The following is a 22,552-nucleotide window of genomic DNA, read 5'->3' on the forward strand; positions in this document are numbered from 1 at the left end:
GGTTGATTAATTAAATTTATTAAATAATGTTACTTTAATTAAATGTAAGTGGTATAACATTTTGAATAGTTGAAGTCTAATAATATAAATTTAGGTGACTTCAATGAGTATTACATAGTAGAATTGGATTAATTTTATTTTAAAAATTAGCCAGTATACTGTATTAGATGTGTATTTTTTAAAATACCAAATAAATTAAGAGGCAATTACAAGCGTTATGAACAATTTTTTGGAATTTGAAAAGCCGATAGCGGAATTAGAAGCAAAAATTAATTCCTTAAAGAATATTGATTCGCAACAAGTTGAATTAGATATTAATTTAGATAAAGAGATTAAGCAATTACATAAAAAAAGTCGTGAATTAACAAAAAAAATATTTGCTAATTTAACTCCCTGGGAAATTGCGCAATTAGCTAGACATCCAAATCGTCCTTATACATTGGATTATCTGAAAGAAATTTTTACTGATTTTGATGAATTAGCTGGTGATAGGGCTTATGCCGATGACAAAGCAATTGTTGGTGGAATAGCTCGTATTGATGGAAGATCTGTGGTGGTTATTGGGCATCAAAAAGGTCGAGAAACAAAACAGAAAATTTACCGGAACTTTGGTATGCCCGCTCCAGAAGGGTATCGTAAAGCTTTACGATTAATGCAATTAGCGGAGCGTTTTAAATTACCGATTATCACTTTTATTGATACTCCAGGTGCTTATCCCGGTATTGGTGCCGAAGAGCGAGGGCAAGCAGAAGCTATTGCTCGTAATTTAAGAGAGATGTCACGTCTTAAAGTACCAACTATTTGTACAGTAATTGGAGAGGGGGGCTCTGGGGGCGCTCTTGCTATTGGGGTTGCAGATAAAGTTAATATGCTTCAATATAGTACTTATTCTGTCATATCGCCAGAAGGTTGTGCTTCGATTCTATGGAAAAGTGCCGATAAAGCATCAGTTGCAGCTGAAGCTATGAATATGACTGCAGATAAATTACTAAAATTGAATCTTATTGATTCAATTATACCTGAGCCACTGGGTGGTGCCCATCGTGATTATGCTGTCGTATCTACTTCACTCAAAACACAATTACTTAGTGATCTTAATGAACTTGAAAGTATGGATTTATCTGCATTATTAGAAAGAAGATATCAACGTTTGATGAACTATGGTTACGTAAGGTAATTTTAAATTTGGAATATTGTAATGAAAAAATCGACAGGCTTACTACGTATCCTTAAGGCAACAAAATATTCTTTAAAAGGCTTAAGATCGGCGATCAAACATGAAGCTGCATTTCGCCAAGAGTTAATTCTATTAGTTGTGGCTTATATTGTTGTAATGCTAATTGATTTCTCTATTTATGAACGTATTTTGCTACTTGGTTCAATTGGAGTGGTGATGATTACTGAGTTAATAAATAGTGCAATTGAGTGTGTAGTTGATCGTATTGGCTCTGAAAGGCATGATTTATCTGGCCGAGCAAAGGATTACGGCTCGGCGGCGGTATTTTTGTCGTTATTATTGACTATTATTTTGTGGATTTACCTATTTTCTTGTCATTTTTTATCATGATTTTTTATTTAAACATAGGTTTTCCTGAAAGTTTTTGACAATAGCTTAATCGTAAAAAAACTATTCTTAAACTAGAATAGGATTGGTTTTCCAATAAAAATTTATAAAAATATTATTATAATTACGCTGGAAAATAAAAATAACAACGCTTTTGTAGGAAAATACTGGATTATTTACACTTTATGGTTAAAATAATCCTCGAAAAACTTATAAGGCGTTTTTTCGAAATCGCTTTATGGGGTTTAATTGTATTATAATAGTTAATAAATCGTTTAATACTTTGTTTTCTATCTTTTTAATAGCCAAATATTTGCTGATTATTATACATTTCCATTAAAGTTCGTATCACTTTTTTGAGCTTTCCCATTCGTTTGTGGACAGGCTAGTTTCGTGAATTTTTGATGGATACGATGGTTGTTACACGTTTTAACAAATAGCTCTTCACCTGTGCCTTGATATTCATGTCCATTCTTGGAATAAATACATTCAATGATAAAGGATATAGGGTTAACACATTGTTTGTATAAATAGTGCTAGTTAAATCGGGATTTATTGGGAGTAAATGCCTGCATAAAGCTCTTGTGAAAAATCATCAATACTGACCGACAAATAAATACTCTCGCATCTTTTGTTTGGCTTCGTTTTTAAGTAAAGGTAAACGTTTGGTATTGTAGTATTTCCTCCCAGATAGGTTTTGTTATAGCGTTTAGCTTGTCGCCTTAATTAACTTCAATGGACTTTCCGACTTTAACCAGACACTTAATTTCTATATGTAAATGATGCAACTATTGGTTATCAATTATAGATTAAGTTAGTTGTATAGATTGAATTACCATGTCTTTATCAATGCCATCTATCACTTCAGCATGACCAATTTTTGTTGGTATAACAAGCCTTAATTGCCCAGATAATACTTTTTTGTCTCGTAACATATGTGGCAGATAAGATTCAATTGACATTTTTTCTGGTCTGTTAACAGGTAGTTTAGCGCGAATTAATAAGTTCTTAATTCGTTCAATATCAGCTTGATCCAATTTTCCAAGTAATTTGGCTGTTTGTGCAGCCATTAGCATGCCAACACTGACAGCTTCGCCATGTAGCCAATTTCCATAGCCTAGTTCTGCTTCTATGGCATGCCCATAAGTGTGACCAAGATTTAATATAGCTCGCATGTTTTGTTCTGTTTCGTCAGCAGCAACCACTTGTGCTTTGAGTTCACAGCAATGATAAATACAGTAGCTTAATGCATTAACATCTAGGTTTAGTAAATCGTTAATGTGTTCTTCTAGCCAATCAAAAAATTTAGTATCTAAAATGATGCCGTATTTTATAACTTCGGCAATTCCTGCTGAAAGCTCTCTTTGCGGTAATGTTTTTAAACAACTAAGATTAATCACTACCGACTGTGGTTGATAAAATGCGCCAATCATATTTTTACCCAGTGGGTGATTAATCGCTGTTTTACCTCCTACCGAGGAATCAACCTGTGATAGTAGCGTTGTCGGCACTTGAATAAACTTAATTCCACGTTGATAAGCTGAAGCGGCAAATCCTGCAATGTCACCAATCACACCTCCACCTAGTGCTATAAGTATACTACTGCGAGTATGATTGTTTGCCAGTAACGTTGTCAAAATGCTATTCCATGTTTCCATGGTCTTATATTTTTCACCATCAGGAACAACAACTGAATCGGTTTTTACACCATGCTTTTCAAGCATATCAATTAGTGTTTGTAAATAAAGTGGGGCTATGGTTTCATTGGTCGCAATGAGTACGCGTTGTCCTGCTTGGAGTTTAAAATGTTGAAATTCACTTAGTAGATTTTCACCAATTGTGATTGGATAACTGCGTTTAGCTAGCGCTACATTTAATGTTTTTTGCATATTAATTTCCAGACAAGTCAAAGTGGATTTATTGTTGCATGTTAGCGATAAAAAAGTGGCAGTGCAACTTATAATCATTTAAACTTATTGATAATTTTGATTTGTGATATTAAATTTTATATGTCTTTATCTATTGTTTTAGCACAAAAAAATTGGTGTGTGGGCGACATTGAAGGGAACGTTCAGCAGATTATTGAATTGATAAATAGCCACTCCTCCGATGATCTCATTATTTTTTCAGAACTTGCTTTATGCGGTTATCCACCTGAAGATTTAATTTTTCGTTCTGATTTTAAAGCTCGTTGCCAAAAAGCATTATCGTTGATTCAACAAGTAAGTCGGCACTGTGCAGTTATTGTTGGACATCCACATTGGCAAGATCAAAATATTTATAATGCTCTTTCATTTTTTCATGATGGCGAATTGTTAGCTCGCTATCATAAACAGCGATTACCTAATTATGATGTATTTGATGAAAAGCGTTACTTTACGGCTGACAATCAAACTTGCGTAGTTGATTTTAAAGGTAAAAGGATTGGTTTACTAATTTGTGAAGATCTTTGGCAATTTGAACCAGTTGATAATATCCATAAGGCTCAGGCTGATTTTGTTGTGGCTATTAACGCTTCGCCTTATGACTGCGACAAGCAGAAAAATCGTCGAGAGTTAGTTAAACAGCATGTTAAACGAACAGGTTTACCTTTCATTTATGTTAATCAAGTGGGTGGTCAAGACGAGCTGGTGTTTGATGGCGGATCATTTGTTTGTAATGAGCTTGGTGAAATTGTTTGTCAGCTAAAATCATTTGAGGAGCAAGTTTCTTCTTTTGAATATGGTGTAAATCATCAGGCGATAATTGATAATAATGAAAATGATCAATTAGCTTCAGTTTATGATGCATTGGTACTTGCGACTCGCGATTATGTTACTAAAAATGGCTTTCAAGGTGCAGTATTAGGACTGTCTGGAGGGATTGATTCAGCTTTAACCCTTGCTATTGCAGTTGATGCGCTAGGGAAAGATAAAGTTCAGGCAGTGATGATGCCATTTCGTTATACTGCCGATATTAGTATTGCTGATGCCAAAGAAGAAGCTGAAATATTAGGGGTTGAATTTGATATTGTTTCAATTGAGCCCATGTTTGATGCGTTTATGACATCCTTAAGTCCAATGTTTGTTGGTACGCCAAAAGATACTACTGAAGAAAATCTTCAAGCACGTTGTCGTGGTGTTGTTTTAATGGCACTATCAAATAAACGGCGCAGGCTGGTGCTGACAACGGGTAATAAAAGTGAAATGTCGGTAGGTTATGCAACTCTTTATGGAGATATGGCTGGTGGGTTTGATGTACTGAAGGATGTGCCTAAAACCATGGTTTTTGCTTTGTCAAAATATCGGAATACTCGTTCTTATGTTATTCCTGAAAGAGTGATCACTCGCCCTCCATCAGCAGAGTTGGCACCAGATCAGAAAGATGAAGACAGTTTACCACCTTATGATATTTTAGATGGAATTTTGAAAGGTTATGTCGAACTTGATCTTTCCGTTGAACAACTTATTGAGCAAGGTTATGATGAAGCAACTGTAAGGCGTGTTATTAAATTGGTTGATATAAATGAGTATAAACGTCGCCAATCAGCGGTCGGTCCGAAAATAACAGCTCGTAACTTTGGCAAAGGTCGCCGTTATCCTATTACTTCTGCTTTTGGATTTAAAAATTGGTGATCTTGAATTAAAGGTAAATTAAATATGAAAAAGATTGAAGCTATTATTAAACCATTTAAATTAGATGATATTCGAGAGGCACTTGCTGATCAAGGTATTACAGGTATGACAGTTACTGAAGTTAAAGGTTTTGGTCGTCAAAAGGGGCATACTGAACTTTATCGCGGTGCGGAATATATGGTTGATTTTCTGCCGAAGGTGAAAATTGAACTTATTGTGTCTGATGATATTTTAGAAATGTGTATTGAGACTATTATGAAGACAGCACAAACTGGTAAAATTGGTGATGGCAAAATTTTTGTTTATAACGTTGAACAAGTCATTCGTATTCGAACTGGCGAAATGGATGAATCTGCGATTTAGTTTAAATTACTGAATGTCAGGTCGTTCTTGTTTGAGTAGCTCAGAAGTCACAATACCTTGAATAGAACAAATAAGAAGGTTCATATTTGGGCTTTTTTCGAGTAATAGCAGTTTTTCGGTGGTATCTGGAGCTGGAATGGTTTTAACACCGACAACAGTTCCGGTATTTTTATGCCAAGTTTGGAGATCGTCATTAATATTACGAATCTTTGGATTTGCGATATACAGTAGGTTATCTTCCATATTTTTCCAATCTACAAAATTCAAAGCATCTTTGATTTGATTAATATCATTATCGATTATAAATCCCCAGAAATAATATTTTCCCATTTTGCCAAGATCCATGGCACTATCATAATAGCCAATGATTGTTAGATTTTTATAAGTCATAGGAGTTTTGAAATAAACGTAGTTTTTAGTTATATCAGAGCGATTTTCAATAACAATATTGGCTTGATTTTTATTAAAAACTTTTATATTAGTATATTTTTCTAGTTCATTTTTATTGCTATAAACTTCTTTAAAAAAATCAGAGTTGCAAAGCATTAACGAATCAATCAATGGCACTTTATCGGCTGATGCGATAAAAGAATAAAATATAAAAAATAGAGTAATGATGTTTTTTATCATATTGATTCGATTAGGCAAAATTTAGGTACCAAAATTAATGACCCCGTGATTGTATAATTATTACGACAGAATAACAATGTTAAAGCTATTTTCTTTTTTTTCTAGCTATTTAGCTTTGTCTTTCTTTGCTAAAACTCTTTACAAAAATTAATTTAATTTCACAAAAATATAATTTATCAAGTAATAATGTATTTTATGTTTATATATGGAATGCAGATCGCATATTTATGTATTAATTTAGAAATAGTTTGAATATAAAATAACTATAATTTAGATTAACTAGTAAGTTACTTCAGTTACTCAATAAAGTTTAGATGGAAATTAATTATGTGCTCAACATTTGCAAATCGAATTTTAACAGAGCTTTCTGACGTTGAAGATATTTCAATTAAAACGTTTTTTGGAGGATTTAGTGTTAATAGTAAAGATATAATGTTTGGTTGGGTTACCCAAAAAAGCTTTTATTTAAGAGGGCATCCAGATTATCGTTCACTTTTTATTGATTTGGGTATGCAGCCATTAAGTATAACGACAGGCATATCTACTAAATTGCTTGATTATTATAAGGTAGGTAATGAACTTTTTAAGGATCATAAAAAGTTGCTTTCTATGATACAGATGGTGATAAAGTATACTAAAAAAGAGCAATATGAAAAAAACGAAATCAAAGCAAAACGGATAAAAGAGTTGCCAAATATGACTTTGTCGTTAGAAAGGTTATTGTGTAGTGTTGGAATTAAAGATGTTGATACCTTTCAAAAGGTAGGTTATTTGAACGCATATTATAAAATAAAACAAAAAAAAGAAGCCATTTCCATTAATATATTGTTTGTTTTATATAGTTCTTTACATCGTTTTCATGTTGCAACCTTGTCCAAGGAGACTAAAAAAGAAATTGAACTCGAATATCAATGTTTTTTAAACCAGATGGATAATGACTCATATAAAGAATAATTTTGACTGGCTATGTTGATCAAAGTACTTATAATAATATCACCATAATAATAACAGTTATCTAAAAATGCTTTACGATGAAGTATAATTACATTTTTAGATAATTTTTTATGGTTGATATTATTTATGTTTTCTATCTACTATTTAGTTTAGTCAATTTGATGGTTTTCTACGTGGTGGACGTCTAAATGGTTTGGGATGAGGCAAATCAACCAGTAGCGCAGAAGGATCATATTGACTAACAGGAATAGCATGATCAATTGCTTTTTCAATAGCAGGTAAATTTTGTGAATAACGTTCACAGGCTAATGAAATTGAGTAACCTCCAGCTCCTGCACGCCCTGTTCTTCCAATTCGATGACGATAATCATCACAATCATCAGGCAGATCATAATTAAAAACGTGAGTAACATTAGGTATATGTAATCCTCTGGCTGCGACATCGGTAGCAACTAAAATATCAAGATGACCTTGGGTAAATTGTTCTAAAATTGATAAACGTTTTTTCTGAGCAATATCACCAGTTAATAATCCAACACGATGACCATCAGCGATAAGGTGCCGCCAAATCTTTTCGCAAGTTACTTTGGTATTAGCAAACACAATGCAACGATCAGGCCATTCTTCCTCAATTAGTGTTTGTAAAAGTGCTAATTTATCTTCGTTAGATGGGAAAAATAGTTCTTCTTTAATGCGATGCCCAATTTTTTGTTCTGGTTCAACTTCAATATACTGAGGATTATTCATATGCTCAAAGGCTAATTCACGCACGTTGTGTGTTAATGTTGCAGAAAACAACATGGTTAATCTTTTTTGTGGTGGTGTCATATGTTTGAAAACCCAACGTATGTCACGGATAAATCCTAAATCAAACATGCGATCGGCTTCGTCTAATACGACAACTTGAATTGCGTCTAAATTAATATAATTTTGCTTTGCATAATCAATCAATCGTCCTGTTGTGGCAATTAAAATATCGACCCCTGTGGAAAGCATTTTTAATTGTTTATCATAGCCATCACCACCAAAAGCTAATCCTAATTTTAATCCTGTTTCTTCAGATAGCCGTTCAGCGTCATGGTATATTTGTACAACTAATTCGCGTGTAGGGGCAATAATTATTGCTCTTGGTTGATTTATTCTGTGATCAGATAAAGGCTCATGATTCAACAAGTGATTAAATGTTGATGCTAAAAACGCCATGGTTTTGCCTGTTCCTGTTTGTCCTTGCCCAGCAATATCCATTCCGTTAGTGGTTAGCGGTAATGTCTTTTCTTGAATTGGTGTGCAATAAACAAATCCTTTTTTTTCAAGTGCTTTTAACACTGAAGGATGAAGAGGAAATTGGCTAAAAGTTGTTTTGGTAAGATATGATTGAATCATTATTGTTGTGAATATAATTATCAGAATTGTAAGATTATAACACACTAAATATAGTGACATCACTAATAATTATATCCTATTATACTAATTGCTAGTAGAGAAATTCAAAGTAATCTATTATGGTAAAAAGTAAAATTGTAGGAGACAAAAATGAGTGATAATATCGTTCAGTTATCAGAAGCAACTTTTGATAAAGTAGTTAATGAATCATCGAAACCAGTACTCGTTGATTTTTGGGCTTCATGGTGTGGGCCTTGTAAAATGGTTGCTCCGATTTTGGAAGAAATAGCTCAAGAATATAGCGATAAGATAGTTATTGCCAAATTGAATATTGAAGAAAATCCCAATATAGCACCTAAATTTGGTATACGAGGTATTCCTACTTTATTGATTTTCAAAAACGGACAAGTAGCTGCCACTCAAGTAGGAGCTTTATCTAAAGCTCAACTTAGAGATTTTATTAATCCTCAATTGTAATAGTTACTTTATGTTTTTATAATATGGTTAATAGAGTAATGAATTTTGCATTACTCTTTTTTTGTGTCTTTAATTTTACTAGATTTATTAATTTATAATAGTTATATTCAATTAATTGTAGACAAATTAATGATTTTAGTGTAATCTGTGCTTCTCTTACATGTATCCCTTTCTGTAATTCATTGTTTTTATTGGTAAAGTGGTGAAATTCTATATTCAAATGTTCAATTATCATCAAAAGCTTAGCAATCGATTGAATTTAAGTGTTGTAAGAGAGCTTTTTTATAAGCGAATTAAACAAATATACAAAAATAATATTAAATTGCAAACATATCAATTTTATCCTCAAGAATTTTTAACATTATGAATTTAACTGAATTAAAAAACACTTCTGTTTCCGAGCTTGTAGCGCTTGGAGAAAAAAAGATGGGGCTTGAAAATCTTGCCCGACTTAGAAAACAAGACATTATTTTTGCAATCTTAAAACAACATGCCAAAAGTGGTGAAGATATTTTTGGTGATGGCGTACTGGAAATTTTGCAAGATGGATTTGGCTTTTTGCGTTCAGCTGATAGCTCTTATTTAGCTGGTCCTGATGATATTTATGTATCACCAAGTCAGATTCGACGATTTAATTTAAGGACTGGTGATACCATTGCAGGTAAAATCCGTCCGCCAAAAGAAGGTGAACGATATTTTGCTTTGTTAAAAGTAAATGAAGTAAATCACGATAAACCAGAAGATGCCCGCAATAAAATTCTTTTCGAAAACTTAACTCCACTTCATCCAAATTCTCGTTTACGAATGGAACGAGGTAACGGTTCTACCGAAGATATCACCGCAAGAGTTCTTGATTTAGCATCACCAATTGGTAAAGGTCAACGTGGCTTGATTGTTGCACCACCAAAAGCAGGTAAAACAATGCTTTTACAAAATATTGCACAAAGCTTAGCGGTTAATCATCCTGAATGCGAGTTAGTTGTATTAATGATTGATGAGCGTCCCGAAGAAGTGACCGAAATGCAGCGTCTAGTTAAAGGTGAAGTTGTTGCATCGACATTCGATGAACCAGCAGCAAGACATGTTCAAGTTGCTGAAATGGTTATTGAACGCGCAAAACGTTTGGTTGAACATAAAAAAGATGTGATTATTTTATTAGATTCGATCACCCGTTTGGCTCGTGCATACAATACAGTTGTTCCTTCATCAGGTAAAGTGTTGACTGGTGGTGTGGATGCGAATGCATTACATCGTCCGAAACGTTTTTTTGGTGCAGCACGTAATGTGGAAGAAGGTGGTAGTTTAACAATTATTGCAACAGCATTGATTGATACTGGCTCTAAAATGGATGAAGTTATCTATGAAGAGTTTAAAGGTACCGGTAATATGGAAGTCCATTTATCGCGTAAAATTGCTGAACGTCGTGTGTTTCCTGCTATTGACTTTAATCGTTCTGGTACACGTAAAGAAGATCTAATGACTTCGCCTGATGAACTACAAAAAATGTGGATTTTACGCAAAATTCTTAACCCAATGGGTGAGACTGATGCAATGGAGTTCTTGATCGATAAACTTGCCATGACTAAAACTAATGATGAGTTTTTCGAAATGATGAAACGTTCATGATTTATTCAGTTGATAGTAAATATCATTAAAGTCATGAAAAAGAGCCGTATTGTATTCTGATACGGCTTTTTTTATGGCAAAATATAGCGTAATTTATAAAACTTAATTAAGTTTTAGGTGTTGTTAAAACCTTATGGTTAAGGTTATAGAGGTTTAATAAAGGAGCCAAATCATGTCAAAACAACAAATCGGTGTTATTGGAATGGCAGTTATGGGGCGAAATCTTGCGCTCAATATTGAAAGTCGAGGATTTTCTGTTGCTATTTATAATCGCTCTAAAGATAAAACAGAACAAGTCATGGCTGAACATTCTGATAAGAAATTGGTTCCTTATTATACAATTGAAGATTTTGTCAATTCTTTAGAAAAACCACGCCGTATCCTGATTATGGTGCAAGCAGGTAAAGGTACCGATGCAGTAATTGATGAGTTGCGTCCACTTTTAGATAAAGGTGATATTATTATCGATGGCGGGAATGCTTATTTTGAAGATACAATTCGTCGAAACAAAACATTGTTAGCAGAAGGATTTAACTTTATTGGTACTGGTGTTTCAGGTGGCGAAGAGGGAGCGCTAAAAGGTCCATCAATTATGCCTGGTGGGCAAAAAGAGGCTTATGAATTAGTTGCACCAATATTAGAGAAGATTGCTGCTAAAGCTAATGGTGAGCCTTGTGTTGCTTATATAGGTCCAAATGGCGCTGGTCATTATGTAAAAATGGCTCATAACGGCATTGAGTATGGCGATATGCAACTGATAGCTGAAAGCTATTCGGTATTAAAACATGCTGTTGGTTTAACTAATGATGAACTTGCTGAGGTGTTTACAGATTGGAATAAAGGCGAGTTAGACAGTTATTTAATCGAAATTACCGCTGATATCTTTAAGCATAAAGACGAAAACGGTAATTATTTAATTGATGTGATTTTAGATGCGGCAGGCAATAAAGGTACAGGTAAATGGACCAGCCAAAGTGCTTTAGATTTGGGTGAGCCTTTATCTTTAATCACTGAGTCTGTATTTGCTCGTTATCTATCAGCAATTAAAGATCAGCGAGTTGCGGCGGCAAAAGTGTTAAAAGGTCCTCAAAAAGCGCCTTATAGTGGTGATAAGCAGGAGCTCATAGAAAAAGTCCGTAAAGCACTGTATATGGGTAAAATTATCTCTTATGCACAAGGTTTTGCACAGCTAAAAGCTGCTTCTCATAAATATCAATGGAATTTAAATTATGGTGAAATAGCTAAGATTTTTAGAGCAGGGTGTATTATTCGTGCACAGTTTCTTCAAAAAATTACTGATGCTTATGCCGATAATAATGAGATTGATAATTTATTGTTAGCGCCTTATTTTAATCAAACAGTTGAGGCTTACCAACAATCATTACGTGATGTGGTATCTTTAGCGGTACAACAAGGTATTGCTGTTCCAACACTTTCAGCAGCGATTGCTTATTATGATAGTTATCGATCAGCGGTATTACCAGCTAATTTGATTCAAGCTCAGAGAGATTATTTTGGTGCTCATACCTATGAGCGTATTGATAAAGAAGGTGTGTTCCATACCGATTGGTTAAATATTGAATCTTAATATTTTCAATTTATAATCTTATTTTGCTATACAAGAGTGCAAGTAAGTTTGCACTTTTGTATAGCTTTTTCCCCTTTTGTATCTCAATATTTCATAACTCCTTGTCATTATTGATTTTAAATTTGTCAAGTGATTTCATTTATTAAAAAGCCTAGAAAAACACTATATATTGTGTATAATTGAATATTATTTACTATATATAGTGTTATTTAAGCGGTAGAAAACCTCGGGATTATATCAAAAAACTAATGATTTGATAAAAAATGAATAATAACAACGAATATTAATGTTGGTATAACACCTGTGACTAACGCGAGTTATTGATGGATATTGAGGAGTATATATGCCTGTAGTAATAAAACGAGATGGTTGTCAAACTGCATTTAATGAGACTCGAATTAAAGATGCAATTGTCAAAGCAGCTGTGGCGACGAATGTTCATGATCCTGATTATTGCGAAACGGTTGCTCGTGTTGTTACTAATCAAATGAGCGAACGTGAAAGTGTTGATATCAACGAAATTCAAAATGCAGTTGAAAATCAGTTAATGTCAGGCCCTTATAAAAAATTAGCGAGAACTTATATTGAGTATCGCCATGATCGTGATCGTGCTCGAGAAGAACGTAGCCGTCTAAATCAGGATATTCGAGGACTAATTGAGCAAAGTAATGTCGCCATTTTAAATGAAAATGCTAACAAAGATAGCAAGGTGATTCCAACTCAACGTGATTTACTTGCGGGTATTGTAGCAAGGCATTATGCAAAGCAGTATTTATTACCTAAAGATATTTCTCGTGCTCATGATTGTGGTGAAATTCATTATCATGATTTAGATTATGCGCCATTCTTTCCTATGTTTAACTGTATGTTAATTGACTTAGATGGTATGTTAACAAATGGTTTTAAAATGGGTAATGCTGAGATTGAGCCTCCAAAATCAATTGCTACAGCAACTGCGGTAACTGCACAAATTATAGCGCAAGTGGCTAGCCATATTTATGGTGGCACGACCATTAATCGTATCGATGAAGTTTTAGCAAAGTTTGTTACTATTAGTTATAACAAACACAAACAAGTTGCTGAAGAATGGAATATCCCAAATCCAGAAGCTTATGCTGAAAGCCGAACTCAAAAAGAGTGTTATGATGCGTTTCAATCTCTTGAATATGAAGTAAACACCTTACACACTGCTAATGGACAAACTCCGTTTGTTACTTTTGGTTTTGGTTTAGGAACTAGTTGGGAATCACGCTTAATTCAAGAGTCTATTTTAAAAGTTCGTATCAAAGGATTAGGTAAAAATCATAAAACAGCAGTTTTTCCAAAACTTGTTTTTGCCATTAAAGATGGTATTAACCATAAACAGGGCGATGTTAATTATGATATTAAGAAACTTGCACTTGAGTGTGCAAGTAAACGGATGTACCCAGATATTTTAAATTACGATAAAGTTGTTGAAGTGACGGGTTCATTTAAAACGCCAATGGGTTGTCGAAGTTTCTTGGGCGTTTATGAAGAAAACGGCCAGTTAATTCATGATGGGCGCAATAATTTAGGTGTAATTAGTCTAAATTTGCCTCGTATAGCTATTGAAGCTAAAGGTGATGAAGCTCGATTTTGGGAAATTTTAGATAAACGTTTAGAACTATGTAAAAAAGCATTAATGACGCGTATTGCTAGACTTGATGGCGTAAAAGCAAGAGTGGCACCAATTTTATATATGGAAGGTGCTTGTGGTGTAAGACTTAACGAAGATGACAATGTTTCTGAAATTTTCAAAAATGGGCGAGCTTCAATTTCTTTAGGTTATATTGGTCTTCATGAGACATTAAATGCACTTTACGGAAATCAAACGCATCCATTTGATAGTGATAAATTACGCGAAAAAGGTGTGGCAATTGTTAAGCGTTTACGTAATGCGGTGGATCAATGGAAGAACGAAACCGGTTATGGGTTTAGTTTATATAGCACACCAAGCGAAAATTTATGTGATCGATTTTGCCGACTTGATACGGCTGAATTTGGTGTAATTCCAGGTGTTACTGATAAAGGTTATTACACTAACAGTTTCCATCTTGATGTTGAGAAAAAGGTTAATCCGTACGAAAAAATTGAATTTGAAAAACCTTATCCTCAAGTTGCTAATGGTGGTTTCATCTGTTATGGCGAATATCCAAATATGATTAACAATATCAAAGCATTAGAAGATGTTTGGGATTATAGTTATTCACGAGTTCCTTATTATGGGACTAATACGCCAATAGATGAATGTTATGAATGTGGTTATACTGGTGAATTTTCTTGTACCAGTAAAGGCTTTGTTTGTCCAAGTTGTGGTAATCATGATTCTTCAAAAGTATCGGTTACTCGTCGTGTTTGTGGATATTTAGGTAGTCCTGATGCTCGCCCATTCAATTCAGGTAAACAAGAAGAAGTAAAACGTCGAGTTAAACATTTAAATAATGGTCAAATTGGTTAATAATCAATAAATATTTATGAATTATCATCGTTATTATCCTGTCGATGTTGTTAATGGGGAAGGAACTCGCTGTGTTCTTTTTGTTGCCGGGTGTGTACATCAGTGCCCAGGTTGCTATAACAAAAGTACATGGGGAGTAAATTCTGGTTTACCATTTACACAAGCACTTGAAGATCAAATCATTAAAGATTTACAAGATACTGAAATAAAACGTCAAGGATTATCGCTTTCTGGCGGTGATCCTTTGCATCCTAAAAACGTTGCAACTATATTAAAACTGGTCCAACGTGTTAAATCTGAGTGCGATAATAAAGATATTTGGCTTTGGACTGGGTATAAGCTTGATGAGTTAACTGCTGAACAACAAGCAGTTATTCCTTATATTGATGTGTTAATTGATGGAAAATTTGTGCAGGAACTTGCTGATCCTCGTCTATTATGGCGAGGAAGCAGCAATCAAGTTATCCATCGTTTTAAATAAAATCATGGGCTAATTAGTGAGATTTATGTAAATTTAGAAGATAAGAAATAGCTTCTCGGTAGTTAATTTCAAGATTTTCGCTACTTGATGAAGTGATATGCAAATCAGTAATTTTGCCATTATGAATTCCATAAACCCAACCATGCAAATTAATCTTTTGACCTCGTTGCCATGCAGATTGAATAATTGTAGAGTGTCCAAGATTGTAGACTTGTTCGATTACATTAAGTTCACATAAAACATCCAGACGGATATCGGGAGGAAATTCCCCTAGAAGTGAGCTGTTTCGAAACCAAAGATCACGAATATGCAGTAACCAGTTATTAATTAGCCCTAAATCAGGATTTTCAACCGCATCACGAATTCCACCACAACCTAAATGACCACAAACAATGATATCTTCAATTTTAAGTACATCCACTGCATATTGAACGACAGATAAACAGTTTAAATCAGTGTGTATTACAAGATTACCGACATTACGATGCACAAATAACTCACCTGGCTTTAACTTAATGAGTTTTTCTGCTGACACACGACTGTCTGAACAGCCGATCCATAAAAATTTAGGATTTTGTTCAACTGCAAGTTGTTTAAAAAATTCAGGATCTTCTTGCTCTATTTTTTCTGACCATTCATGGTTAAAACGGATCAAATCGTTTACATCAAACATAATTAATATTTCCCAATATATTTCATTATTATTTTTTATTTTAAGTTATTCAATATGCTGAATCTTACTTTTCATTATTAATTTACGCCACAAAGGAGTTGTTAATAGTTTGGCTTTAACAATTTTACTATAAAGTTTGAAGCGTAATGGTATTGTACGTTGATAATAACATTTATTAGGTTTTGGATGGCCACTATTTAATATTTTACTTAAAATTTCAGCGCTATCTAAAGCATAGCTAATACCTTCTAACGAACTTGCACTAATAAAACCAGCAGCTTCACCAATTAAAAAAATATTTTCATTACCAGTATAAAAATCACGTAGCCGATTTGGATAAACCACTAAACATTTTTCTGTTTTGAGAGGTTTGCCAAAAATAAAACCTTGTGTAGTCAATTTTTCTTTTAATTGTTCAAAATTTTGATTCGCTACTTTTTTAGGAAAAGCACCGCCAAAGATAAAATAACCATTTTTTGAAATACTCCACGAGTAACAATTTGTTAATTCATTGTCGAATATACAAGAATTAAATGGAGTTGGATGTTGCTCTATAAACCATTGTTGTATCGCTACATATTGTCTTATCGTATGTTGAGGATATCGCATTCGTCTAACCAGAGAATTGGCGCCGTCAGCACCAACCACATATTGAGCAGTGGCGTTGTGTTCATTTTTATTTTCATCAAGATAAGTGATCTGATAACCATCAATAATACGTCTTACTTCTTTACAGAGTGTATTATGAAGAACGGTTACATTTGATGGTATTAGTGATTTTAGCCACAGATCAAATTTGTGCCTATCAAAACTCACATAACTTCGCTGATAGTTGCGAATAAGTTTGGTTTGTAAGTCATAAGTTCTGACACTAAAAATTTGAGGATCAGTTAAAATACCAGCTGGTAAGTTTATATTTTGCCTAGCAAAGGCTTTTTGAGCATCATCTGCTAATAGCCCACCACAAGGTTTATGAAATCCTTCATTTCCCGTTTTATGCTTTGTATCTAATGCAATGACTTTGAATGAAGGACTCAGTAAACGGGCTAGCGTACTGCCAGCTGGTCCAAGGCCTATAATTGCGATATCGTAATCCATGTTATTGTATAGTTTGTTTTATCATGTTAAAAAACCGTTTATGTTAGCAAATTAAATTATGTGTGACTATTAAAGATGAGAGTTTACCTATGCCAGTTAACTTGTAAAAAAGTTTCCGGTAACTATATATTTCAGTATAAAATTAGATGTAATTGTTATTTTTTAATGAATTTATTTTTGTTATTAATCTGACTTGTTTTTGCAAGTGAATCAAATATATTTTTTCCTCGACTGAATATTATCGTATTGATATAAGGACATCTTGCGGTATATGTCATATAACCCAAATTATATGTAAAAATAATATATTCACTATAAAGCGCTAATTCGTTTGAATCAATCATTGATTAATCGTAATTATTTACTAGATTCAAAATAAGATAAATTTTTAACTCATTGATTTAAATTTGTTTTTATTGATCTCAAAAAAGTGATATTTTCAATTTTTAATGAAATTCATTTAACTATTAGTAAATAGCTTCTATAATAATCGCCAATTTATCACGCATAAGAGTTAACAATGGAAAAGTTTCACGTAACAGGACCAACATCGCTAAATGGCGAAGTGGTTATTTCTGGCGCAAAAAATGCTGCGCTACCCATTTTATTTTCTGCAATTTTGGCAGAAAAACCAGTAGAACTTCGAAATGTTCCTAAGTTAAAAGATATCGATACTACTTTGGAATTGCTAGGCCAGCTAGGTGTAAAATATGAACGAAATGATGCTATTCACCTTGATGCAGGTCATCTGAATAACTACTGTGCACCTTATGAGCTAGTAAAAACTATGCGTGCTTCAATTTGGGCTTTGGGTCCCCTTGTTGCTCGTTTTGGGCAAGGACAAGTTTCATTACCTGGCGGTTGTGCTATTGGTGCAAGGCCTGTTGATCTTCATATTAGTGGTCTTGAACAACTTGGTGCGACAATCACACTTGATGAAGGCTATGTTAAAGCGTCGGTCAATGGAAAACTAAAAGGTACTCATATTGTCATGGATAAAGTAAGTGTTGGTGCGACCGTTACGATTATGTCAGCCGCAACTTTGGCTGAAGGCAAAACTGTCATCGAAAATGCAGCATGTGAACCTGAAATTGTTGATACCGCTAAGTTCCTAAATATGTTAGGCGCTAAAATTACTGGTGCAGGTACAATGCGTATTGAGATAGAAGGGGTTGAACGTTTAGGTGGTGGTATACATGAAATAGTTCCTGATCGTATTGAAACTGGGACTTTTTTAGTTGCGGCAGCTATATCTAGAAGTAAAATCACTTGCCGTAAAACCGATCCAACCCTACTTGATGCGGTGCTTTCTAAATTGAAGGAAGTTGGTGCCAAGATTGAGGTAGGTGAAGATTGGATTTGTTTAGATATGCAAGGAAGAAGGGCTAAAGCTGTTAACATTCATACTGCTCCGCATCCAGGTTTTCCTACTGATATGCAAGCACAATTCTCATTGCTAAATATGGTTGCTGAAGGTACAGGAATCATTAAAGAAACTATTTTCGAAAATCGATTTATGCATGTTCCTGAGCTAATTCGCATGGGTGCAAAGGCAGAAATTGAAGGTAATACCTTAATTACCCATGGTGTTGAAACATTGAGCGGTGCACAAGTAATGGCGACGGATTTGCGGGCGTCAGCGAGTCTAGTTTTAGCTGGTTGTATTGCTGAAGGTTTAACCACTGTTGATCGTATTTACCATATAGATCGAGGCTATGACAATATTGAAGCAAAATTAAGAAAATTAGGCGCCAATATTGAAAGGGTGAAATAATTCATTTTCGCTAAAAAATTAATAAGTTGTTTTTTCAAAAGGAGCGTAATGATGACAAAGCAAGCATTGGTGTTTTTATCGAATGGTTGTGAAGAAACAGAAGCGGTAACCACTATTGATTTATTAACCCGAGCTGATATTAAAGTTACTACTGCAAGTATTTCAAGTTCTCGTGAAATTGAATGTTCTCGAGGAGTAACCATTTTGGCAAAAAAAATGCTTTCGGATGTTCAATACATTGATTTTGATGTTGTTGTTTTACCAGGAGGTGTTAAAGGTGCTGAAAATTTTCGAGATTGCCCATTGTTAATCGAAAAATTGAAACAAACGCACCAAAGTGGTGGTATTGTTGCTGCAATCTGTGCCTCTCCAGCTATGGTTTTACAACATCATAACTTATTTCCACACGCATATATGACTGGTTATCCAACCACTAAAGAGGCGTTTAAAAATTGGAAGTCCGATAGAGTTTATTTTGATGAGTTGTATAAAGTTATTACTAGCCAAGGTCCCGCAACGTCTATTGATTTTGCTTTAAAAATTATAGATGCGTTGTTAGGCCGAATAAAAGCAGCTGAGATTGCTCAGCAATTAGTTCTTCCTTTGGGAATTGAATCCTATCAATAAATAGGTACTAAATGTCAAATTCACATTTGTATGAAAAATTAGTTAAAAGAGTGACGCTAGGCGCTGTTTCAATCTCTATTTCCTTAATTTTAATTAAATTTATTACTTGTTGGTTTACTGGTTCAATAAGTTTATTTGCTTCATTATTAGATTCAAGTATCGATTTACTTGCTTCAGGTGTTAACTTTTTTTTAGTTCGTTATGCACTAAAGCCCGCAGATGCTGATCATACTTTTGGTCATGGCAAGGCCGAATCTTTGGCCGCATTATTACAAAGTGCGTTTATTATAGGTTCTGCAATAATTTTATTACTTTCTAGTACTCGCTCTTTTATTTATCCGAATGAACTGCAGGAACCTTTATTGGGGATTATTGTTTCAACTGTTTCTGCTGTAGTGACATGCATTCTTGTTTTGTATCAAAGATATGTTGTAAAAATCACTAAAAGTAATGCTATTCAAGCCGATATGTTGCACTATTCTTCCGACATGCTGTTGAATATTGCTGTTATAATTGCACTTTGTTTAAGTTGGTATGGCATTACTTATGCTGATGCGGCCTTTGCATTTTTTATTGCTTTGTATATTTGTTATAATGCTTATCATATTGCACATAATGCAATTAAAGACCTATTAGATCACGCCTTACCAGATAATGATAATTTGCGAATAGCTGAAATTGTGGCTTCATATCCAGATGTAAGAGGTTTTCATGATCTAAAGACCCGCCAAGCAGGCCCTCTTAAATTTATTCAATTGCATCTTGAATTAGACGATGATATGCCTTTAATCACTGCTCATGCCATTGCTGATGCTATTGAAAAACATATTTCTAAAGAATTTTCTCCTGCAACAGTGATTATTCATCAAGATCCAATTTCTGTTGTACCCATCGAAATGATGAAGTAGAAAACTTAATCAAAAATAGCTTTTATTGTCTATTGTTAGATATCTGTTAAGACTCTATAATAACTAAAAGTTAATAATTTGGAGTTATTTATATGATAAAAAAAATAGGTATTTTAACCAGTGGTGGCGACGCTCCAGGAATGAATGCAGCTATTCGAGGTGTAGTGAGAACAGCATTATCAGAAGGGTTGGATGTTTTTGGTGTTTATGATGGTTATATGGGACTTTGCGAAGATCGCATTGTTCAATTAAAGCGTTCAAGTGTATCTGATATTATTACTCGTGGTGGTACATTTCTTGGATCGGCTAGATTTCCAGAATTTAAAGATAAAGCTGTAAGACAAAAAGCCATTGCTAATCTAAAAAAACATCAAATTGATGCTTTAGTCGTTATTGGTGGTGATGGTTCATATATGGGCGCAATGCGATTAACTGAAGAAGGTTTTCCATGTATTGGTTTACCAGGAACCATTGATAATGATATTCGTGGTACTGATTATACTATAGGTTATTTTACTGCGCTTAGTACTGCTGTTGAAGCAATTGATAGATTACGTGATACTTGTTCTTCACATAACCGAATTTCAGTTATTGAAATAATGGGGCGAGATTGTGGTGATTTAACCTTAAATGCAGCAGTTGCTGGTGGTTGTGAATTTATGATTATTCCAGAGGTTTCTTATACGAAGGAAGATCTAATCGAAGAAATTAAACTAGGCTTTGCAAAAGGTAAAAAACATGCAATTGTGACTGTTACAGAACATATGTGTGATGTAAATCAACTTGCAGTAGACATTGAAGCTGCTGTTCATCACGAAACTCGTGCCACAGTATTAGGGCACGTTCAACGTGGTGGTTCTCCTGTCCCTTATGATCGTATTTTGGGGTCTCGTATGGGGGCTTATGCTGTTGAATTACTGCTACAAGGCTATGCAGGTAGAAGCGTTGGCGTACAAAATGGTAAATTAGTACATCACGATATTATAGATGCTATCAATAATATGAAGCGTCCATTTGATATGGATCTATACAATACAGCCAAACGATTATTTTAAATGTTAATTTTGCCATTTAAGCATAATTAGTATTAGATAAATATCTGATTGTTTTATTAATAGGTGAACTGGTAAAAATGATATTTTATGACAGTCACCTATTTGTTTATCTACTAACTCCTTTAAAATGAGTCGATATGGAATTAGGCTGCTTTTAATAATAAAAGAGTTTTTATTTATCAAGTATGGATGTGAATCACAGTAAACTAATTACAATGTTATATTGGTAATTTTATGGCACTACATTTTTTAGAAGATAATGATCGTTTTTATGCTTGTGATGCTAATAATAAAGAAATAGCTGAAATGACCTTTACAAGGGTCGGAAAAGATAAAGCTACTATTAATCATACTTATGTTGATTCTGCGTATCGTGGTCAAGGTATTGCAGATAATTTATTAGACCTTGTAGTAGAAAAATTACAGCAAGAAAAGCGTGAGATTATTCCTATTTGCTCGTTTGCTATTAAGAAATTAACTAGAAAATCAGATTGAAAGGTACTACCCTAAATTTTGTGTATTTACCTATTCAATATTCAAGGTGACGGTTGATTCTGTCACCAAATTTTATAATGAACCGACTTATGGCACTTTTTTAGTTTTGGATTGATATAGACAATTTATTACAAGCGTGTGGTATTGTCCAAAAAATGACTTTTTTAACTGAGTTATCTGTTTGTAAAACTTTACATTTCTTGATGATATGGCGAATAGGACTGTTTAAAGACTCTATTGCATTGGTGATGAAATTCGCTTTCAAATCTTTTGTTATCGCTTTGTGGTCTTGGTATGTCCACACTTTGACTTGTTAAACATTTCGACACTAATAACTAATGTATCGTAACAGCAGCATAAGCTGCTATTAAAACTTATGCATTTTGATAAAACTTTCCTGGATTCAAACATGAAGTGCAATTTTAAACACGGTGGAGTGAAGAAAGTAGAAAGGTGATTTATACTAGCACCTTCGCACCACCACAGTTTGGAGATTGCTATGTATTATAATCACCTTTCTAGGAAGGAAAGATACCAAATTTTCGTATTATTACAAGCCGGAAAGAATAAAAAAGAGATAGCCCAGCTACTCAATAGACATCCTTCGACAATAAGTCGAGAGATAAAAAGAAACTCAAAACCTAATCAAGCCTATCAAGCACATGATGCGGTAACCCTAGCTAGGAAAAGGCGGAAAAACAGCGGTAATGGTAAGCCAATAGAGTCTTCGGTATGGCGCCAAGTTGAAAAATACCTCATGCTT

General features: G+C 34.0%; 21 protein-coding genes and 1 pseudogene. 16 read left to right on the forward strand and 6 right to left on the reverse strand.

Translation table 11 applies throughout. From position 1 onward, the window contains the following. The first annotated feature begins 217 nt into the window (after positions 1 to 217). Together accA and A9G37_RS07655 are read left to right on the forward strand one after the other, a co-directional pair. Positions 218 to 1,177, forward strand: a complete 960-nt coding sequence (gene accA / locus A9G37_RS07650) for an acetyl-CoA carboxylase carboxyl transferase subunit alpha (RefSeq protein WP_065575134.1) — start codon at positions 218 to 220, stop codon at positions 1,175 to 1,177. A 21-nt stretch (positions 1,178 to 1,198) separates the two neighbouring features. Continuing rightward, positions 1,199 to 1,567: a diacylglycerol kinase gene (locus tag A9G37_RS07655; protein WP_065575135.1), complete on the forward strand. Its 369-nt coding sequence runs from the start codon at positions 1,199 to 1,201 to the stop codon at positions 1,565 to 1,567. An 806-nt stretch (positions 1,568 to 2,373) separates the two neighbouring features. Here A9G37_RS07655 and aroB read toward each other — a convergent pair. Further along, positions 2,374 to 3,453: a 3-dehydroquinate synthase gene (gene aroB / locus A9G37_RS07660; protein ID WP_065575136.1), complete on the reverse strand. Its 1,080-nt coding sequence runs from the start codon at positions 3,451 to 3,453 to the stop codon at positions 2,374 to 2,376. A gap of 120 nt (positions 3,454 to 3,573) precedes the next feature. On the opposite strand from aroB, the gene A9G37_RS07665 reads away from it, so the two are divergent. Beyond that, positions 3,574 to 5,178 (forward strand): NAD+ synthase, encoded by a 1,605-nt coding sequence (locus A9G37_RS07665; RefSeq protein WP_065575152.1) that lies wholly within the window; start codon positions 3,574 to 3,576, stop codon positions 5,176 to 5,178. Between the two features lie 24 nt (positions 5,179 to 5,202). Next, a complete protein-coding gene (gene glnB, locus A9G37_RS07670; protein WP_034910467.1) occupies positions 5,203 to 5,541 on the forward strand; it encodes a nitrogen regulatory protein P-II in 339 nt (112 codons plus the stop codon). A 6-nt stretch (positions 5,542 to 5,547) separates the two neighbouring features. Here the strand turns inward: glnB and A9G37_RS07675 are convergent, their stop codons facing one another. After that, positions 5,548 to 6,171, reverse strand: a complete 624-nt coding sequence (locus A9G37_RS07675; RefSeq protein WP_051634156.1) for a hypothetical protein — start codon at positions 6,169 to 6,171, stop codon at positions 5,548 to 5,550. Between the two features lie 327 nt (positions 6,172 to 6,498). On the opposite strand from A9G37_RS07675, the gene A9G37_RS07680 reads away from it, so the two are divergent. Next, entirely contained in the window at positions 6,499 to 7,125 is a 627-nt protein-coding gene (locus tag A9G37_RS07680; RefSeq protein ID WP_065575137.1) for a TfoX/Sxy family DNA transformation protein, read from the forward strand. Between the two features lie 153 nt (positions 7,126 to 7,278). Here A9G37_RS07680 and rhlB read toward each other — a convergent pair whose 3' ends face one another. Continuing rightward, entirely contained in the window at positions 7,279 to 8,508 is a 1,230-nt protein-coding gene (gene rhlB / locus A9G37_RS07685; protein WP_051634157.1) for an ATP-dependent RNA helicase RhlB, read from the reverse strand. A gap of 150 nt (positions 8,509 to 8,658) precedes the next feature. On the opposite strand from rhlB, the gene trxA reads away from it, so the two are divergent. The 5 genes from trxA (at position 8,659) to nrdG (ending at position 15,159) form a co-directional block, all read left to right on the forward strand. Beyond that, positions 8,659 to 8,985 (forward strand): thioredoxin TrxA, encoded by a 327-nt coding sequence (gene trxA, locus A9G37_RS07690; RefSeq protein WP_065575138.1) that lies wholly within the window; start codon positions 8,659 to 8,661, stop codon positions 8,983 to 8,985. A gap of 363 nt (positions 8,986 to 9,348) precedes the next feature. Beyond that, positions 9,349 to 10,611 carry a transcription termination factor Rho gene (gene rho, locus A9G37_RS07700; protein WP_034910472.1) on the forward strand — a complete coding sequence of 421 codons (1,263 nt, stop codon included), beginning with the start codon at positions 9,349 to 9,351 and terminating at the stop codon, positions 10,609 to 10,611. Positions 10,612 to 10,783: 172 nt separating this feature from the next. Continuing rightward, entirely contained in the window at positions 10,784 to 12,199 is a 1,416-nt protein-coding gene (gene gndA / locus A9G37_RS07705) for an NADP-dependent phosphogluconate dehydrogenase (RefSeq protein ID WP_034910475.1), read from the forward strand. 343 nt (positions 12,200 to 12,542) lie between these two features. Continuing rightward, positions 12,543 to 14,678, forward strand: a complete 2,136-nt coding sequence (nrdD, locus tag A9G37_RS07710) for an anaerobic ribonucleoside-triphosphate reductase (protein WP_065575140.1) — start codon at positions 12,543 to 12,545, stop codon at positions 14,676 to 14,678. Positions 14,679 to 14,694: 16 nt separating this feature from the next. Then, positions 14,695 to 15,159 (forward strand): anaerobic ribonucleoside-triphosphate reductase-activating protein, encoded by a 465-nt coding sequence (gene nrdG, locus A9G37_RS07715; protein WP_065575141.1) that lies wholly within the window; start codon positions 14,695 to 14,697, stop codon positions 15,157 to 15,159. A gap of 13 nt (positions 15,160 to 15,172) precedes the next feature. Here nrdG and can read toward each other — a convergent pair whose 3' ends face one another. Next, positions 15,173 to 15,832: a carbonate dehydratase gene (gene can / locus A9G37_RS07720; protein WP_065575142.1), complete on the reverse strand. Its 660-nt coding sequence runs from the start codon at positions 15,830 to 15,832 to the stop codon at positions 15,173 to 15,175. Positions 15,833 to 15,877: 45 nt separating this feature from the next. Beyond that, a complete protein-coding gene (locus A9G37_RS07725; RefSeq protein ID WP_065575143.1) occupies positions 15,878 to 16,930 on the reverse strand; it encodes an FAD-binding protein in 1,053 nt (350 codons plus the stop codon). Between the two features lie 520 nt (positions 16,931 to 17,450). On the opposite strand from A9G37_RS07725, the gene murA reads away from it, so the two are divergent. The 5 genes from murA to A9G37_RS07755 all read left to right on the forward strand — a co-directional run bounded on the left by murA (position 17,451) and on the right by A9G37_RS07755 (position 21,789). Next, the gene (murA, locus tag A9G37_RS07735) at positions 17,451 to 18,704 is read left to right on the forward strand and encodes a UDP-N-acetylglucosamine 1-carboxyvinyltransferase (protein ID WP_065575145.1); all 1,254 of its coding nucleotides are present in this window, start codon (positions 17,451 to 17,453) and stop codon (positions 18,702 to 18,704) included. 51 nt (positions 18,705 to 18,755) lie between these two features. Then, complete coding sequence (locus tag A9G37_RS07740) at positions 18,756 to 19,331, forward strand: DJ-1 family glyoxalase III (protein WP_065575146.1); 576 nt, start codon at positions 18,756 to 18,758, stop codon at positions 19,329 to 19,331. An 11-nt stretch (positions 19,332 to 19,342) separates the two neighbouring features. Continuing rightward, a complete protein-coding gene (locus A9G37_RS07745; RefSeq protein WP_065575147.1) occupies positions 19,343 to 20,239 on the forward strand; it encodes a cation diffusion facilitator family transporter in 897 nt (298 codons plus the stop codon). Between the two features lie 92 nt (positions 20,240 to 20,331). After that, complete coding sequence (pfkA, locus tag A9G37_RS07750) at positions 20,332 to 21,294, forward strand: 6-phosphofructokinase (RefSeq protein ID WP_034914458.1); 963 nt, start codon at positions 20,332 to 20,334, stop codon at positions 21,292 to 21,294. 234 nt (positions 21,295 to 21,528) lie between these two features. Beyond that, positions 21,529 to 21,789, forward strand: a complete 261-nt coding sequence (locus A9G37_RS07755; RefSeq protein WP_065575148.1) for a GNAT family N-acetyltransferase — start codon at positions 21,529 to 21,531, stop codon at positions 21,787 to 21,789. A gap of 100 nt (positions 21,790 to 21,889) precedes the next feature. Here A9G37_RS07755 and A9G37_RS13610 read toward each other — a convergent pair. Continuing rightward, positions 21,890 to 22,051, reverse strand: a pseudogene (locus A9G37_RS13610) (IS256 family transposase); the annotation flags it as partial. A 237-nt stretch (positions 22,052 to 22,288) separates the two neighbouring features. Here A9G37_RS13610 and A9G37_RS07760 point away from each other — a divergent pair. Beyond that, a partial coding sequence (locus A9G37_RS07760; RefSeq protein WP_065575149.1) for a helix-turn-helix domain-containing protein occupies positions 22,289 to 22,552 on the forward strand: 264 nt, incomplete at its 3' end.

This window comes from Gilliamella sp. GillExp13 (assembly GCF_001690815.1).
GTDB classification, from domain to species: domain Bacteria; phylum Pseudomonadota; class Gammaproteobacteria; order Enterobacterales; family Orbaceae; genus Gilliamella; species Gilliamella bombi.

Bases quoted from the DNA above. Each gene is read 5' to 3' on its own strand.
- gndA (WP_034910475.1), top strand. From the start codon at position 10,784: ATGTCAAAACAACAAATCGGTGTTATTGGAATGGCAGTTATGGGGCGA.
- A9G37_RS07665 (WP_065575152.1), top strand. From the start codon at position 3,574: ATGTCTTTATCTATTGTTTTAGCACAAAAAAATTGGTGTGTGGGCGAC.
- rhlB (WP_051634157.1), bottom strand. From the start codon at position 8,508: ATGATTCAATCATATCTTACCAAAACAACTTTTAGCCAATTTCCTCTT.
- A9G37_RS07655 (WP_065575135.1), top strand. From the start codon at position 1,199: ATGAAAAAATCGACAGGCTTACTACGTATCCTTAAGGCAACAAAATAT.
- A9G37_RS07675 (WP_051634156.1), bottom strand. From the start codon at position 6,171: ATGATAAAAAACATCATTACTCTATTTTTTATATTTTATTCTTTTATC.
- rho (WP_034910472.1), top strand. From the start codon at position 9,349: ATGAATTTAACTGAATTAAAAAACACTTCTGTTTCCGAGCTTGTAGCG.
- A9G37_RS07680 (WP_065575137.1), top strand. From the start codon at position 6,499: ATGTGCTCAACATTTGCAAATCGAATTTTAACAGAGCTTTCTGACGTT.
- A9G37_RS07740 (WP_065575146.1), top strand. From the start codon at position 18,756: ATGACAAAGCAAGCATTGGTGTTTTTATCGAATGGTTGTGAAGAAACA.
- A9G37_RS07725 (WP_065575143.1), bottom strand. From the start codon at position 16,930: ATGGATTACGATATCGCAATTATAGGCCTTGGACCAGCTGGCAGTACG.
- trxA (WP_065575138.1), top strand. From the start codon at position 8,659: ATGAGTGATAATATCGTTCAGTTATCAGAAGCAACTTTTGATAAAGTA.
- glnB (WP_034910467.1), top strand. From the start codon at position 5,203: ATGAAAAAGATTGAAGCTATTATTAAACCATTTAAATTAGATGATATT.
- pfkA (WP_034914458.1), top strand. From the start codon at position 20,332: ATGATAAAAAAAATAGGTATTTTAACCAGTGGTGGCGACGCTCCAGGA.
- A9G37_RS07755 (WP_065575148.1), top strand. From the start codon at position 21,529: ATGGCACTACATTTTTTAGAAGATAATGATCGTTTTTATGCTTGTGAT.
- nrdD (WP_065575140.1), top strand. From the start codon at position 12,543: ATGCCTGTAGTAATAAAACGAGATGGTTGTCAAACTGCATTTAATGAG.
- accA (WP_065575134.1), top strand. From the start codon at position 218: ATGAACAATTTTTTGGAATTTGAAAAGCCGATAGCGGAATTAGAAGCA.
- aroB (WP_065575136.1), bottom strand. From the start codon at position 3,453: ATGCAAAAAACATTAAATGTAGCGCTAGCTAAACGCAGTTATCCAATC.
- can (WP_065575142.1), bottom strand. From the start codon at position 15,832: ATGTTTGATGTAAACGATTTGATCCGTTTTAACCATGAATGGTCAGAA.
- nrdG (WP_065575141.1), top strand. From the start codon at position 14,695: ATGAATTATCATCGTTATTATCCTGTCGATGTTGTTAATGGGGAAGGA.
- murA (WP_065575145.1), top strand. From the start codon at position 17,451: ATGGAAAAGTTTCACGTAACAGGACCAACATCGCTAAATGGCGAAGTG.
- A9G37_RS07745 (WP_065575147.1), top strand. From the start codon at position 19,343: ATGTCAAATTCACATTTGTATGAAAAATTAGTTAAAAGAGTGACGCTA.